17 protein-coding genes are annotated in these 13,191 nt (G+C 70.1%); 8 read left to right on the top strand and 9 right to left on the bottom strand.

The genetic code is table 11. The annotated features are described in order from the left end of the window. Positions 1-41: 41 nt before the first annotated feature. From EXE51_RS10555 to EXE51_RS10545, 3 genes are read right to left on the bottom strand one after another with little or no spacing between them, the layout of a single operon-like run. Complete coding sequence (locus tag EXE51_RS10555) at positions 42-755, bottom strand: energy-coupling factor transporter transmembrane protein EcfT (RefSeq protein WP_137692646.1); 714 nt, start codon at positions 753-755, stop codon at positions 42-44. Next, the gene (locus tag EXE51_RS10550) at positions 752-1,486 is read right to left on the bottom strand and encodes an energy-coupling factor ABC transporter ATP-binding protein (protein ID WP_049931474.1); all 735 of its coding nucleotides are present in this window, start codon (positions 1,484-1,486) and stop codon (positions 752-754) included. The genes EXE51_RS10555 and EXE51_RS10550 overlap by 4 nt, the downstream gene beginning before the upstream one ends. Before the next feature lie 6 nt (positions 1,487-1,492). Further along, positions 1,493-2,092, bottom strand: a complete 600-nt coding sequence (locus EXE51_RS10545; RefSeq protein WP_049931473.1) for a biotin transporter BioY — start codon at positions 2,090-2,092, stop codon at positions 1,493-1,495. A gap of 154 nt (positions 2,093-2,246) precedes the next feature. On the opposite strand from EXE51_RS10545, the gene EXE51_RS10540 reads away from it, so the two are divergent. Continuing rightward, positions 2,247-2,474: a type II toxin-antitoxin system ParD family antitoxin gene (locus EXE51_RS10540; protein ID WP_094495715.1), complete on the top strand. Its 228-nt coding sequence runs from the start codon at positions 2,247-2,249 to the stop codon at positions 2,472-2,474. After that, the gene (locus EXE51_RS10535; protein WP_137692645.1) at positions 2,467-3,186 is read left to right on the top strand and encodes a queuosine precursor transporter; all 720 of its coding nucleotides are present in this window, start codon (positions 2,467-2,469) and stop codon (positions 3,184-3,186) included. Before EXE51_RS10540 ends, EXE51_RS10535 begins: the two co-directional genes overlap by 8 nt. 53 nt (positions 3,187-3,239) lie before the next feature. On the opposite strand, the gene EXE51_RS10530 is transcribed toward EXE51_RS10535, so the two are convergent. Beyond that, entirely contained in the window at positions 3,240-4,298 is a 1,059-nt protein-coding gene (locus EXE51_RS10530; RefSeq protein ID WP_137692644.1) for a hypothetical protein, read from the bottom strand. 164 nt (positions 4,299-4,462) lie between these two features. On the opposite strand from EXE51_RS10530, the gene EXE51_RS10525 reads away from it, so the two are divergent. Next, positions 4,463-5,194 (top strand): DUF5781 family protein, encoded by a 732-nt coding sequence (locus tag EXE51_RS10525; protein WP_086215909.1) that lies wholly within the window; start codon positions 4,463-4,465, stop codon positions 5,192-5,194. A 173-nt stretch (positions 5,195-5,367) separates the two neighbouring features. Here the strand turns inward: EXE51_RS10525 and EXE51_RS10520 are convergent, their stop codons facing one another. Continuing rightward, the gene (locus EXE51_RS10520) at positions 5,368-6,792 is read right to left on the bottom strand and encodes a hemolysin family protein (protein WP_049931468.1); all 1,425 of its coding nucleotides are present in this window, start codon (positions 6,790-6,792) and stop codon (positions 5,368-5,370) included. 210 nt (positions 6,793-7,002) lie between these two features. On the opposite strand from EXE51_RS10520, the gene EXE51_RS10515 reads away from it, so the two are divergent. From EXE51_RS10515 to EXE51_RS10505, 3 genes are all read left to right on the top strand, one after another. Beyond that, positions 7,003-7,299: a glutathione S-transferase N-terminal domain-containing protein gene (locus EXE51_RS10515; RefSeq protein ID WP_089308014.1), complete on the top strand. Its 297-nt coding sequence runs from the start codon at positions 7,003-7,005 to the stop codon at positions 7,297-7,299. 1 nt (position 7,300) lies between these two features. Further along, positions 7,301-7,810, top strand: coding sequence for a redoxin domain-containing protein (locus tag EXE51_RS10510; RefSeq protein WP_086215912.1), 510 nt, complete (start codon positions 7,301-7,303; stop codon positions 7,808-7,810). A gap of 101 nt (positions 7,811-7,911) precedes the next feature. Further along, positions 7,912-8,541, top strand: a complete 630-nt coding sequence (locus EXE51_RS10505; RefSeq protein ID WP_137692643.1) for an L-threonylcarbamoyladenylate synthase — start codon at positions 7,912-7,914, stop codon at positions 8,539-8,541. A gap of 27 nt (positions 8,542-8,568) precedes the next feature. On the opposite strand, the gene EXE51_RS10500 is transcribed toward EXE51_RS10505, so the two are convergent. The 3 genes from EXE51_RS10500 to EXE51_RS10490 form a co-directional block, all read right to left on the bottom strand. After that, entirely contained in the window at positions 8,569-8,835 is a 267-nt protein-coding gene (locus tag EXE51_RS10500) for an HAH_0734 family protein (RefSeq protein ID WP_049931464.1), read from the bottom strand. Between the two features lie 87 nt (positions 8,836-8,922). Further along, positions 8,923-10,743: a ribosome biogenesis/translation initiation ATPase RLI gene (locus EXE51_RS10495; protein WP_049931463.1), complete on the bottom strand. Its 1,821-nt coding sequence runs from the start codon at positions 10,741-10,743 to the stop codon at positions 8,923-8,925. A 1-nt stretch (position 10,744) separates the two neighbouring features. Further along, on the bottom strand, positions 10,745-11,053 hold the full coding sequence (locus EXE51_RS10490; RefSeq protein ID WP_086215915.1) for a hypothetical protein: 309 nt from the start codon (positions 11,051-11,053) through the stop codon (positions 10,745-10,747). 284 nt (positions 11,054-11,337) lie between these two features. On the opposite strand from EXE51_RS10490, the gene EXE51_RS10485 reads away from it, so the two are divergent. Continuing rightward, positions 11,338-11,619 (top strand): helix-turn-helix domain-containing protein, encoded by a 282-nt coding sequence (locus EXE51_RS10485; protein WP_004598013.1) that lies wholly within the window; start codon positions 11,338-11,340, stop codon positions 11,617-11,619. A gap of 65 nt (positions 11,620-11,684) precedes the next feature. Here the strand turns inward: EXE51_RS10485 and EXE51_RS10480 are convergent, their stop codons facing one another. Further along, on the bottom strand, positions 11,685-11,960 hold the full coding sequence (locus EXE51_RS10480; protein WP_049931522.1) for a hypothetical protein: 276 nt from the start codon (positions 11,958-11,960) through the stop codon (positions 11,685-11,687). 243 nt (positions 11,961-12,203) lie between these two features. Here EXE51_RS10480 and EXE51_RS10475 point away from each other — a divergent pair, with 243 nt between their 5' ends. After that, entirely contained in the window at positions 12,204-13,178 is a 975-nt protein-coding gene (locus EXE51_RS10475; protein ID WP_137692642.1) for a C-terminal binding protein, read from the top strand. Positions 13,179-13,191 lie beyond the last annotated feature (13 nt).

The raw sequence follows: 13,191 nt of genomic DNA, 5'->3' as shown, positions 1-13,191 counted from the left end.
CCGCCGCGGAGGAGATCCCGGTCCGCGCAAGTGACGACGGCTCAGACGGCCCGAAACAGCGCCGCCGCCAGCAGCGCTCCCGCGAGCGCCAGCGCCGGCGCGTCGATTCGGGTGAGCGTCAGCCGCGGCAGCGTCGGGTTCCACGCGAAACAGCGGGCCGAGAGCGCCGTGGAGAGGCGGTCCGCGCGCCCCAGCGTCCGGGTCGCGCCCGCGACGACGACGCGCTCGATCCGGTCGACGAGCGGGCGTTCGGTGCCGAGCCGGGCCGCCGACGCCTCCCTGACCGCCGTGATCTCCCGCCGGAGAACCGGGAGGAACCGGAAGACGAGCGAGACGCCGACGCCGAGGAACACGCCGGGGCGACCCGAGACGGTCCGCTGGATCGCCGCGCGCGACTCCCGGACCGTCGTGGTACGGACGTACGCCGCGCTGACGACGACGACGAGCAGCACGCGGTAGCTCGACAGCGCCGGGTAGACGGCCGCTCCCGGGTCTATCGCCGGCGGAGACAGCTCGATCGTCGCGACGAGCGGCGCGGCGACGAGGAAGGGGAGGATGACCCTGAACGAGCGGACGACGCCGGCGAGCGACAGCGACGCGAGCCGGGCGACCGCGAGCGCGAGGACGGACAGGACGGCGAGCCCGCGGGGGGTCGTGTACGCGAACGCCGCGGCGGCGAACGCGACCTGAACGGCGATCTTCGCCCGGGGGTCGAGCCGGTGCGCGACAGTCGAGCCGGGGACGTAGCCGATCATCGCGTGTCGGACTCGCCCTCGAGGCGCTCGCTCGCCGGGACGTGGACATCGAGCGCGGGGAGTTCGGCGCGCGCCGCCTCGGGCGGGGCGTCCAACGCGATCGACCCGTCGGCGAGCGCGATCACCCGGTCACACCGGTCGATCAGGCCGCGCAGGTCGTGAGTGACGACGACGATCCCCGTTCCGTCGGCCGAGAGCGACGCGAGGTGAGACAGCAGCGAGCGACGGGCGGGCTCGTCGAGCCCCGAGAACGGCTCGTCGAGGACGAGGTGGTCCGGCTCCATCGCCAGCGCGCCGGCGACCGCGACACGGGCCTTCTCGCCGCCGGAGAGCGCGTCGATCCGCTCGTCGCCCCGCCCGGCGAGGTTGACCGCGTCGAGGGCGGTCGCCACGCGTCGGTCGATCTCGTCGTGGGACAGACCGAGGTTCTCGGGGCCGAACGCCACGTCGGCCGCGATCGTCGCGGCGACGAAGCTGTCCGCCGGGCGTTGGAACACCATCCCGACCGCCGTCCGCGCCGCGACGAGGTCCGCCTCGGCCGGGACGCCGTTGACCCGGACCTCTCCCTCGGTGGGCGAGAGCAGGCCGTTGAAGTGACGGACGAGCGTCGTCTTGCCAGAGCCGTTCGGGCCGGTGACGAGGAGGAACTCGCCGTCGTCGACGGAGAGCGAGACCGAGTCGAGCGCGACCGCCCCGTCGAACGCGTGCGTGAGGTCGCTGACGGCGATCACGCCGGGTCAGGCAGCCGCGATCGCGTCGTTCTTGACGATGCCGACGGCGGCGGCGATCTTGACCGCCTCGACGGGGACGAAGGCGAGCGAAGAGACGAGGAACGCCTGCCACAGCGACGCGTACCACGGGTCGTACTGTATCACCGCGAAGCCGACCGTGCCGAACCCGTAGATGATCGCGGTCCCGGCGACCATCGCTCCCACGAGGACCGGCGTCGGGACCGCGTCGACCTCGGAGAGGCTCGTCCCGCGGTGGGCGACGAGCCCGATCACTCCCGCGGCGAAGGGGTACGACCAGAGGAACCCGAGCGTCGGGCTGGCGATCAGGTAGCTGATCCCCGCGGTGCCGCCGGAGAAGACCGGCGCGCCGACCGCGCCGGCGGCGAGGTACAGGACCATCGAGAGCGACCCCCACACCGGGCCGAGCATGATCCCCGCGAGGAACACGCCGAGGACTTGGAGCGTGATCGGTACCCCTGCCGAGAGCGGGTTCGGGAAGGAGACGTACGCGAACGCCCCGACGAGCGCCGCGAACAGCGCGGCGCGAGCGAGGTTCGTCGCCGCCTCGTCGCCGACGAGATCGACGGACTCCGTGTTCGTTGCCATGACTCAACGGACTCGTAAACCCACTTCAACGTAGCGGTTTACGAGCTCTGGGCGGGCGGGCAGCGCAGCCGGACGTCGAGTCGAGCACTTCGGGACTCTCTCGATAATCTCTGGATAATAACGTTCATCCCTACCCGGCGTCCACGACGCGAGTATGCCGAAGATAAGCGTCGAGATCCCGGCGGAGCTGCTCGCCGACCTCGACGACCACGTGGGCGACGACGGGAAGTTCGTGAACCGCAGCGACGCGGTGCGCGCGTCGATCCGGAAGACCCTCGACCTGCTCGACGAGATCGACGCCCGCCACGACCGGCTCGACGACGACCCGGGGACGGCGGCGGGGTTGGAGGGGAGCGAGTCAACGGAGGAGACCGATGAGTAGTCGGACGGCGGCCGGCGGGAACGGGCCCTTCCGGACCGACCCGCTGGACCGGACGGCGGTCGCGGCGGTGGCGCTTATCACGCTGTTCACGGTCGCGCTCGGGACCGCGCAGCTCACCGCAGCGAAGGTGCTCGCGCTGCCGCTCCCGTTCGCGCTGCCGGTGGTCGGCGCGGAGATCCTGCTGCCCGGCGCCGCGCTCGCGTACGCGCTCACGTTCCTCGCCTCCGACTGCTACGCGGAGCTGTACGGCCGGCGCGCGACGCAGGTGGTCGTCAACGTCGCGTTCCTCGCGAACTTCCTCGTGTTAGCGCTGGTGTGGTCGACGCTCGCGGCGCCCGGTGTCGACCCCGAGGTGTCCGCCGCCTTCCAGGCGGCGCTCGGACCGGCGGCGAACATCGTCGCGGGCAGCCTGCTGGCGTACGTCGTGAGCCAGAACTGGGACGTGTTCGTGTTCCACGCGATCCGCGACCGCACGGGCGAGGGAATGCTGTGGCTCCGCAACATCGGCTCGACCGCCACGAGCCAAGCGATAGACACCGCCATCTTCGTCGGCGTCGCCTTCTACGCCGCCCCGCTCTTGCTTGGGGTCGGGCCGGTGTTCGACCCGCCGGCGCTGCTCGCGCTCGGACTGGGTCAGTACCTGCTGAAGCTCACGATCGCCGTCCTCGACACGCCGGTCGTCTACCTGATCGTCGGCGCGGTCCGAGACTGACTGCTTTCGACGGCGTTCGACCGCGTTTCGTCGCTTTTCGCCTCGCTCGCTGCTCAAGCGACCGCCAGCGCCCGCGCCGGGCGGTCGGGGAGATCGACCGGGACCTGCTCGAAGGAGTCGCCGGCGTCGCGGGTCACGAAGAGCCCATGGTTCGAGAGCGCCCAGATCTCGCCGCCGGACCGCCCGGCCGCGAGGACCGCTCGATACGTCCTCTCCCCGGTCGGAACGCCGCGGTCGTCGAGGCGCTCGAACGCGCCCGCGTCGCCCGTCGCCCCCGTCCCCTCGTCCTCCTCTTCCCCGCCGCGACGGTAGCGGTACAGGTGCGCCTCGCCGCGGCGGTGGGCGGCCGTCGCGCCCCGGGCCGCGCTGACCACGGCGGTGTCCGGGTCCCCGGGGTCGACCGCGAGCCCCCAGACGTAGCCGTGGTCGAGGCCGGCGTCGCGGACGCGCCACGAGTCGCCGCGGTCGTCGCTCTCGGCGAAGCCGTCGCCGGCGGCGGCGTAGACGCGGTCGGGGGCGTCCGGGTGCGTCGCCATCGCGTGGGTGTCGCGGCGCGACCCCGGCGGGCGGTCGGTCCACGTCGCGCCGCCGTCGGCCGTCACGGCGAGCGCACCCGCCTCGATCCCGAGGAGCCAGCGGTCCGGATCGGCGGGACAGGGTTCGATCCACCGGACGTGGTGCGTGTCGGGTCGCGGCGGGAACGACCACTCGGACGCCGAGGGGAGGTCGGTCAGCCCGCCGACCAGTGCCGCCGTCTCGCCGCCGTCGACGGAGCGGTACGCGCGCGAGGGCTCCGTGCCGATCCAGACGACCGAGGGGTCGTGCGGGCTCGTCGCGACCGCGGTGACCGCGTCCGGGCCGGACCCCTCGGGACCGAGCGTCGATGCGGCCGCGCCCGCGAACCGCTCGCCGCCGTCGACGGAGCGGAACAGCCCCGCGTCGAAGGTCCCGGCGAGGACGCGCGGACCGCGGGTTCCGGCTCCCGCCGCGCCGTCGCCGGGGTCCGCGACGGAGAGACAGTCGACGCGCTGGCCGGAGAGGCGAGTCTCGACCGCGCCGGTCGCGGGGTCGACGATGCGGAGCCCGTCGTCGTACGCCGCGTAGACGCGCATGGTTCGACGTTCGCCGGGAGGGCTCAAAAGCGTACGCCGGTCGCCAAGAGGAACGAGTCGCCTAGGGAGGGCGAGAGTCGTCGTCGGAACCGGGCGCCGGCGCGCCGCGAACCGGGTCCGCGAGCGCAAGAGACTTACCGCCGCCACCCGTGTGAACTGTACGCATGGATCTTCGCGTTCAGGGGGACGTTCCTCCCGACCCGTTTCTCGGCGCCGCGGACCTCTTCGAAACCGAGCGCTCCGTGGAGGCGCCGGTCCGCGTCGTGGTCCGCGAGGACCCCGACGAGCGGACGTGGGCCGGCCACTACGACGACCACCACGTCCTGAACGTCTCCCGGCGGGCCGCCACGAGCGCGATGGCGCGCGAACTGGCGATCCACGAGCTCGCGCACATGGCCCGGTACGAGGAGGGACACCCCTCGCACCTTCAGTCCACGGAGGAGGCGTTGTACCTCGGTCTCTCCGGTGAGAAGGTCGAGCGCCGCAAGCTCGCGCACTGCTACCAGATCGCGAACCACATGAAAGACATCTACGCCGACGACATCACGCTCTCGGTGGCGCCCGCGAACAAGCTCCTCGGCTTCCTCGAATCGACGCTGGCGGCCGCGGTCGCGGACCGCCCCGACGTGTCCCGTACCGGTTCACCGCCGGTGACGGCGGGCGCCGACCCGGAGATCACCGCCGTCAACGCCGCGTTCGCGCTCGCCCTCGTGGAGCGACACGACATCGCTGGTCCCGACCACCGCATCTACGACCTCGCGCGCGCGGCCGGCAGCGACACCGACGCCGTCGACGTGGACGCGTTCAAAGCACGGTTCCTGGACCTCGGTCACGACCCCTCGGAGAGCGACTACCGGAAGGCGCTCGTCGCGGCCGCCCGCGCCTACGCCGTTTGAAAGCCGGGGAGGCGTGGGGCTGTGGTGCGGCAGGAGGTTTGGCGGCGGTCTTCGCCGCTTCGGTGATGGCTGTTTATAACTGAACGGCTGGATCTTCTGGCGTTCGTACTGACAATCGCGGTCAGCTACCCACAGACAATCGCATCGAACTCCGAAGATGTCGTAGGCCGCGACTATTCCGCGTCGTTCCGAGCGGGCCCGCCCTCGCCGTCCGTCTCCGCCGCCTCGGTCTCGTCGGTCAAGTCGGTGGCCTCGACCGGGGCGCTCGAGTCCGCCGCCCCCGCGTCGCCGTCGAGGACCGTCACGCGCGCGGACATGATGCGGGTGTTGTCGACGCGCTCGATACGGATCCGGATCTCGTCGAACTCGATCTCTTCGCCCTCCTCGACGAGGCGCCCGGCGCGGTTGAACACGAAGCCCGCGAGCGTCTCGAACTCCTCGCCCTCCGGGAGATCGATCCCGAGGATCTCGTTGACCTCGTCGATGTTCACCTCGCCCTGGACGACCGCGACGTTGTCGTCGACGAACTCCACCGGCGCCTCCTCGTCGCCCTCGAGGATCTCGCCGACGATCTCCTCGACCATGTCCTCTAAGGTGATGATCCCCTCCGTGGTGCCGAACTCGTCGATGACCGTCACCATCTGGAGGCGGTTCTCCTGCATCTCCGCGAGCAGCTCGTCCGCGTTCTTCGACTCCGGGACGTGGAGCGTGGGCTTGACGACGCGCTCGAGGGAGGGCTGGCCCTCGGAGTAGCGCAGTTCGCGGACCAGATCGCGCACCGTCACCACGCCGATGATGTTGTCGAGGTTCCCCTCGTAGACGGGGACGCGCTCGTGGTCGGCCTGGATACACGTCTCGATCGCCTCCTCGACGGAGTCCTCCTTCGCGACCGCGGTGACGTCGAGCCGCGGCGTCATCACCTCCTTGGCGATGGTGTTGTTGAACCGGAAGATGCGGTCGAGCATCTCCCGCTCCTCCTCCTCGATGACGCCCTCGCGCTCGCCCGTCTCGATGATGTCCTGGATCTCGTCGCGGGTGACGTACGTCGACTCGATGGCCGCCGAGCCGCCGATGACGCTGTTGACGCCCTTGACGATGTAGTCGAAGAGGACGACGAGCGGGTAGAGGGCGTACTCGGAGGCCTTCAGCGGGCGGGCGATCCGCAGCGCCCACGACTCGGTGTTCTCGACGGCGTACGACTTGGGTGCGCTCTCGCCGAAGATCAGCACGAGCGTCGTGATCCCGAAGGTCGTCGCCAGCACCGACTGCCCCCGCGAGAGGTAGATCCCGAACAGCGCGGTGGCGATGGAGGTCATCGCCACGTTGACGATGTTGTTCCCGACGAGGATCGTCACCAGCAGGCGGTGGGGGTTCTGTTTCATGTCGCGGATCGTCTTCGCCCCCGTCACCCCCTCGTCGACGAGGCTATCGATGCGGTGTTGCTGCAGCGAGAACATCGCGATCTCGGACGAGGAAAAGAACGCCGAGAGCCCGATGAGAAGCATAATCGCAACGACACCGAGGGCGGTCACGACCTCTTGACCCGGCATCGGTATCTGGAGGACATCGACCACCGGCGCACTAGACGACAAGCCCATGTTCGTTTGTCATCCGTCGGCCCGCGATTAAAGCGTTCCCTTCGACTAACCCGGAAGCGACCCGACCGCCGCGGAAACGGTCGCCGTGCCGCGCACCCGAGCGCGCCCACCGGTGCGCGCGGTGCCCCGAATCGTCGCCGACTCGGATCCGCCGACACCGAGGGTGCCGCTGCCGACACGATTACCCGTCTCGCGGGCGAATCGCGAGGCATGACCGAGCCACAGATCACCCTGTACCGGCTCCAAGCGTGTCCGTACTGCGAGCGCGTGGTCCGGACGCTGAACGAACTCGACGTGGCGTACCGCTCCCGATACGTCGAGCCGATGCACTCGGAGCGCAACGTCGTCAAGCGCGTCTCCGGCGCGCGGAGCGTCCCGGCGATCGTCGACCGCGAGACGGGCGTGACGATGTCCGAGAGCGCGAACATCGTCGAGTACCTCCGCGGCACGTACGGCGACGCGGCGGCCGACGGCGGCCGCGCGGTCGACGCCGAGGGAGGTGCCTGAGATGCCCGACTTCGACGTCGTCTCTCTCCCGGAGACCGACCACGTCGAGGAGGGCGACGCGGCGCCCGACTTCACCCGCCCGCTCGTGAACGGTGAGTACTGGGAGGACCGCTCGCTCGCCGACGTCGTCGACGGGCCGACGCTCCTCCTCTTCCACCCGATGGACGGCGCGTTTCAGGGGACGTACCTCTACAACACGGTCGACGACCACGGGTGGAGCGACGAGGTCGACGTCCTCGGGGTCTCGATCTCGACGCCGTACGCCCACAAGCGCCTGCTCGCCGACCGCGGCGACGGCGTCCGCATCTTCTCTGACCCGGGCGCGGGCGTGATCGAGGAGTACGGCCTCGCGCACGACATCGACGGCATGACGGGGGTCACGGAGAGTCGTCCCGCCGTCTTCCTCCTCGACGCCGACCGAACCGTCGAGTACGCGTGGGTCGCGGGCGAACACCCCGCGTTCCCCGACGCCGAGGCGATCGACGACGCGGTCGCGAACCTCGTCGACTGATACCCTCGCGCTCCGCGGCCGCGTCGTCTCCCGGCGGGCGTCGGTGGGGGCGGCAACGTCCACTCGTCACGCTTTTTCAACTCGGCACCGAATAGCCGCACGTGACCGCCGATACGAGCGACGACGGACCGGACCGATCCGACGAGCTGCGCGCGGCGGCCGCCGCCGTCGACCGCGGCGACCTCGTCGTCTACCCGACCGAGACGGTGTACGGGCTCGGCGCGGACGCGCTCGATCCCGACGCCGTCGAGCGCGTCTTCGACCTGAAGGGCCGCGACCGGTCGAATCCGCTCTCGCTCGGCGTCGCGAGCGTCGACGACGCCCTCCGCCACACCCGCCCGACGGAGCGGGCAGTGGCGTTCGCCCGGGCGTTCCTCCCGGGGCCGGTGACCGTCGTCGTCGAGCGCGGCGACGGCGTGCCGGACGCGCTCACCGCCGGCCGCGACCGCGTCGGGATCCGCGTGCCGGACCACGACCTCGCGCGGGCGCTCATGACCGAGACCGGTCCCCTCACGGCGACGAGCGCCAACGTCTCCGGGACCGGCAGCGTCACCGACCTCGGCGACCTCGACGACCGGGTCCGCGACGGGGTCGCCGCCGTGATCGACGGCGGCGAGACGCCCGGCACCGAGAGCACGGTCGTCGACCCCGAGGCGGGGACGATCCACCGCCGCGGGGCGATGGCGGGCGCCATCGAGGCGTGGCTGGCGGACCCGCCGGTAGACGGGTAGAAGCGCCGGCGAGAAGCGGTCGGCGCGTTAGACGGAGAGGTCGCCCTTCGCCTTGATCACGTCGAGGTCCCCGGCGTCGACCGTCTCGACGTCGAGCCAGTGGGGGACGTACTCGCGTTTGTCGTAGGCGTCGCGCTCGTCCTCGGTGCCGACGGTACACCATAGCTGGGGCTCGTCCGGGCCGTGCCAGCCCCCCTGGACGTTGATGCCGAAACAGACCAGCTCCTCGCCGTCGTGCTCGATCACCGCGTCCTTCCGGATGTCGGGGTCGCCGCGGATGATGAGGTGTTTCATGTGCCGGCGTTTGCGTGTTCCGGGCTTAATCGCTTCGATACCGCGAATCGACGGGCGTCGGGGCGCGACCGCGAACGTCGATTCCGATCAGCCGGAGTAGTAGTACTCGCCGTCGCGCTTCTGCTGGCTGTCGAGCTGTGAGCCCGGCTTATTGATCCGGGGGCGTCCGGTGCGCTCGTCGCGGCGGAAGGTGATCTCGAGGTCGGCGAGGAACTCGTTCATGCCGTCGCGCATGTCCTGCGGCGGCGCCGCGCGGCCGCGCTCGGCCGGCTCGCCGTCGAACACCATCAGCCGGTCGGCCAGCAGGTCGATCATGTAGATGTCGTGGTCGATCACCATCACCGTCGCGTCGTGGTTCTCGGCGTACCGGCGGATCGCCGTCGTCGCCCGGACGCGCTGCTCCACGTCGAGGTGGGCCGAGGGCTCGTCGAGCAGGTAGAGATCGGCGTCGTCGGAGAGACAGGCCGCGATGGCGACGCGCTGACGTTCCCCGCCAGAGAGATCCGAGAGGTTCTGCTCCATCACGCGCTCCAACTGGAGGGGCTGGGCGATCTCGGTGTTCCAGTAGGAGGAGCCGAACTCGTCGGTGATCGACGAGAGGAACGCGTCGACCCGCATGTGCTGGTCGATGTCGATGTACTGCGGCTTGTAGGAGATGTCGAGCGCGAAGTCGAGCTCGCCCTCGTCGGGCTCCAAGTCACCCGTGAACAGCTGCGCGAGCGTGGACTTCCCGATCCCGTTCGGGCCGACGACGCCCAACACCTCGGAGCGGTTGATCTCGCCGCCCTCGACGCGGAGCTCGAACTCGCCGTCGCCGTACGACTTCCGCAGGTCCGGGTACTCGATCAGCGTCTCGCTCCGGGAGGCGACCCGCGGCGCGTGCTCCTCGAAGGTGATCGCCGACGGGCGGATCCGCATGTTCTCGTTGTCGAGGTACCCCTTCAGGTACTCGTTGATCCCCTTCCGCACCGACTTCGGGTCGGTGATGACCCCGTACGCGCCGGGCTCCCCGTACGCGACGTGGAGGGTGTCGGCGAGGAGGTCGAGGATGGCGAGGTCGTGTTCGACGACGAGCATCGACCGGTCGGCCGCGTCGTCGTCGGCGAGCTCGCGGATGAGCCGGGCGACGATCATCCGCTGGCCGATGTCGAGGTACGGCGTGATCTCGTCGAGGAAGTAGAAGTCGGCGTCACGTGCGAGGCACGCCGCGATGGCGACGCGCTGGAGCTCGCCGCCCGAGATGGAGTCGATGTCCTGGTCCATCACCGGGCGGATGTTGAGGCGGTCGACGAGATCGTCGAGCGCGCCGCGCTCGTCGGTCCGCTCCAGGAGTTCGCGGGTGTTCCCGTCGAACTGGTTCGGGATCTGGTCGACGTACTGCGGCTTGCGCGCGACCGTCACGTCGCCGTCGCGGAGCGATTCGAGGTAGCTCTGGATCCCGGTGCCGCGGAAGCGGTCGAGGACGCGCTCCCAGTCGCCGTCGGCGGCGTGGTCGCCGAGGTTCGGGACCATCTCGCCGGCGAGCGCGTGGACGGCCGTGGACTTCCCGATCCCGTTCGGACCGAGGATACCGGTGACGCTGCCCGGCTCCGGCGTGGGGAGGCCGTACAGCGAGAAGGCGTTGTCGCCGTAGCGGTGGACCGGGTCGTCGTCGAGTTCGGAGGGGAGGTTGATGATCTCGATGGCGTCGAACGGGCAGGAGTTGACGCAGATGCCGCACGTCTCGCCGAGACAGATCTCCTCGGAGATGTGAATCTGGTCCGGATCGCCTTCTTCGGCGTCCTCGCCGCGCTCCGTGATACACTCCTTGCCCGTCCGGTTGGGCGGGCAGTCCTTCATACACTCGTAGTTACAGCGGTCGGGCTGACACCGGTCGAGGTCCACGACCGCGATACTGTCGTCCGCCATCTCAGACCCCCAGTTCGACGCCGGACGTCAGGAGGACGGTGTAGCTGATGAACCAGAGGGTGAACGTGAGAAACGCGACGTAGAGGTTGTCTTTGACGCCGAAGTCCCCGACGCCGACCGCTTTAAATATCGGGTACTGCGCGATGACGAACGCCCCGAGCACGAACACCGCGGTCGTGCTCGCGGCGGAGGCCGGATCGGTGCCGACGTAGACGGCCGAAACGACGCCGGCGGCGATCCCGGCGAGACAGCAGATGGTCGTGACGACCACGCCGCGCGCGTGGTCGGAGAGGCCCGAGTCGTCGCTCATGCCTTCGGATCCGCGAGCGCCCGTGAAAAGCCGTTCGTTCCCGCCGCCGGCCGCGACCGCGACGGGAGTACCGCGGGGACATCCGCCGGGTCGGTCCGGCGCGCGTCGCCCCGGCCGAGGCGCGCGCGAGCCGAATCGCTGACTGACTGGTCAGTCCAGCGGGGAGAAATAGGGCCATATTGCCGGTTTGTACCGCGAAAAGCGGCGCATATCTCCGGTATACGGCGGTTCAGCGGCAATGCTCCATCAACATTTATGAGCGTGTGCGGTTTCGAATCGTAACGATGGAAGGAACTCAAACGGAGGGCCTCGACGACCTCCCGCCGAGCGCCAAACTCGTCTTCAAGGTGCTCGAGTACAACGGACCGTTGACCCAGAAGGGGATCGTCCAAGAGTCGATGCTGTCGGCCCGCACCGTCCGGTACGCGCTCGAACGGCTCGAGGGGATCGGCGTCGTCGACGAGGACGTCTACTTCGCGGACGCCAGGCAGAACCTCTACAAGCTCACGGAGCCGGCTCAGGAGTTCACCGCCGACGAGAGCGAGGCCTCCTGTACGGCCGACTGACGGGATCTTCCGATCGTCGGTGCGGTTCCGATCGCCCCCCTTCTCGCGGCGGCCCGATGCGGTCCCTATGACTCCGGACGCTCCGCGCCGCGTGCGCCGCTGACGGCGGTCGCGATCGTGAGGACGACCGCGACCGACAGCGCCGAGGTCGCCGCCAGCACGAACGCCAGCAGGAGGAACCAGACGTCCGGTCCGAAAAGCGGGTACTCGCGCGTGTCGATCACGGGTCCGAGCAGTTCGAGGGTCCTGACGAGGTACAGCAGGACCGCGAGCAGCGCGCCAGCCGCCGCCCCCACTCGGACGTTGCGGTAGAACGACAGCGACTCAAGGAGAACCAGCATCGGGGGCTTCGAACTGTCCTCGCTCACGGGTAGCCGTACGGTCGGCGGCCGCAAAGAGTCATCGGAACGCGACCGAGGCCCCCGGAAGCGGGGGGCGACGAGGCCGATTCGAAGCGGACGGGCGGCCCGTTGACCGAGCCTCGACGACACGGGGAGAGGATATCCTACACGATCGAAACGGACGTATGAAGGCCTGACAGCGTCAGTGACAGTCGTAAAGTGGATCGGCGGGAGAGGAGGCGTATGGCCAAACTGGTGCTGTCCGCGTTCCCGATGATAGACCCGGAGACGTACCGCGAGGTGCTCGCGGACGCCGTCGACGAGCCGGTCGAGATCGAAGTCGCGGAGCTGGGCTCGACCGAGCGGCTGATCGACGCGGCCTCGGGGGCCGACGCTGTCGTCACCGACATCAACACGCCCGTCACGGAGGCGGCGCTCGACGCCACGGACCTCGACGTCGTGGTCCGGTCGGCGGTCGGCGTCGACAACATCGACGTGGAGGCGGCCGCGGAGCGCGGCGTCACCGTCACCCGCGTCCCGGACTACTGTACCGACGAGGTCGCGACGCACTCGGTGACGCTGCTCCTCGCGTGCCTACGGTCGCTGAAGCCGTACGACGACGCCGTCGCGGGCGGCGGGTGGAGCTGGGAGGCCGGCGCGCCGATCCGGCGCGTGAGCGCGTCGACAATCGGGCTGCTCTCGTTCGGGCCGATCGCGCAGCGCGCCGCCGAGCAGCTCTCCGGGTTCGACGCGGACCTCGTCGCGTACGACCCGTTCGTCGGCGCCGACGAGATGGCCGAGTACGGCGTCGAGGAGGTCGATTTCGAGGCGCTGTTCGGCCGGGCCGACCACGTCGGCGTCTACGCCCCCCTGACGGACGCGACCCGGGGAATCGTCGACGCTGACGCGCTGGCGCGCCTCGACGAGGACTCGGTCGTCGTCAACGTGAGTCGCGGTCCGGTCGTCGACGCCGACGCGCTGCTCGACGCCCTGGAGGCGGACGAGATCAAGGCCGCCGGCCTCGACGTGCTCGCCGAGGAACCGCCGGAGGACGACCCACTCGTCGGGCGCGACGACACGGTCGTCACGCCGCACGCGGCGTGGTACAGCGAGGAGGCGAAGGACGACCTCAACCGGAGCGGCGCGGCGGACGTGGCGGCCGTCCTCAACGGCGAGACGCCGGCCGGCCGGGTCGACCCCGACGCGGACTGGCTGTAGTTCGGCGCCGTCG

It is taken from the genome of Halorubrum sp. CGM5_25_10-8B, assembly GCF_005435095.1.
GTDB classification, from domain to species: Archaea; Halobacteriota; Halobacteria; order Halobacteriales; family Haloferacaceae; genus Halorubrum; species Halorubrum ezzemoulense.
Note: the sequence above shows the minus strand (reverse complement) of the source record. Positions and strands in the feature narration are given on the sequence as shown.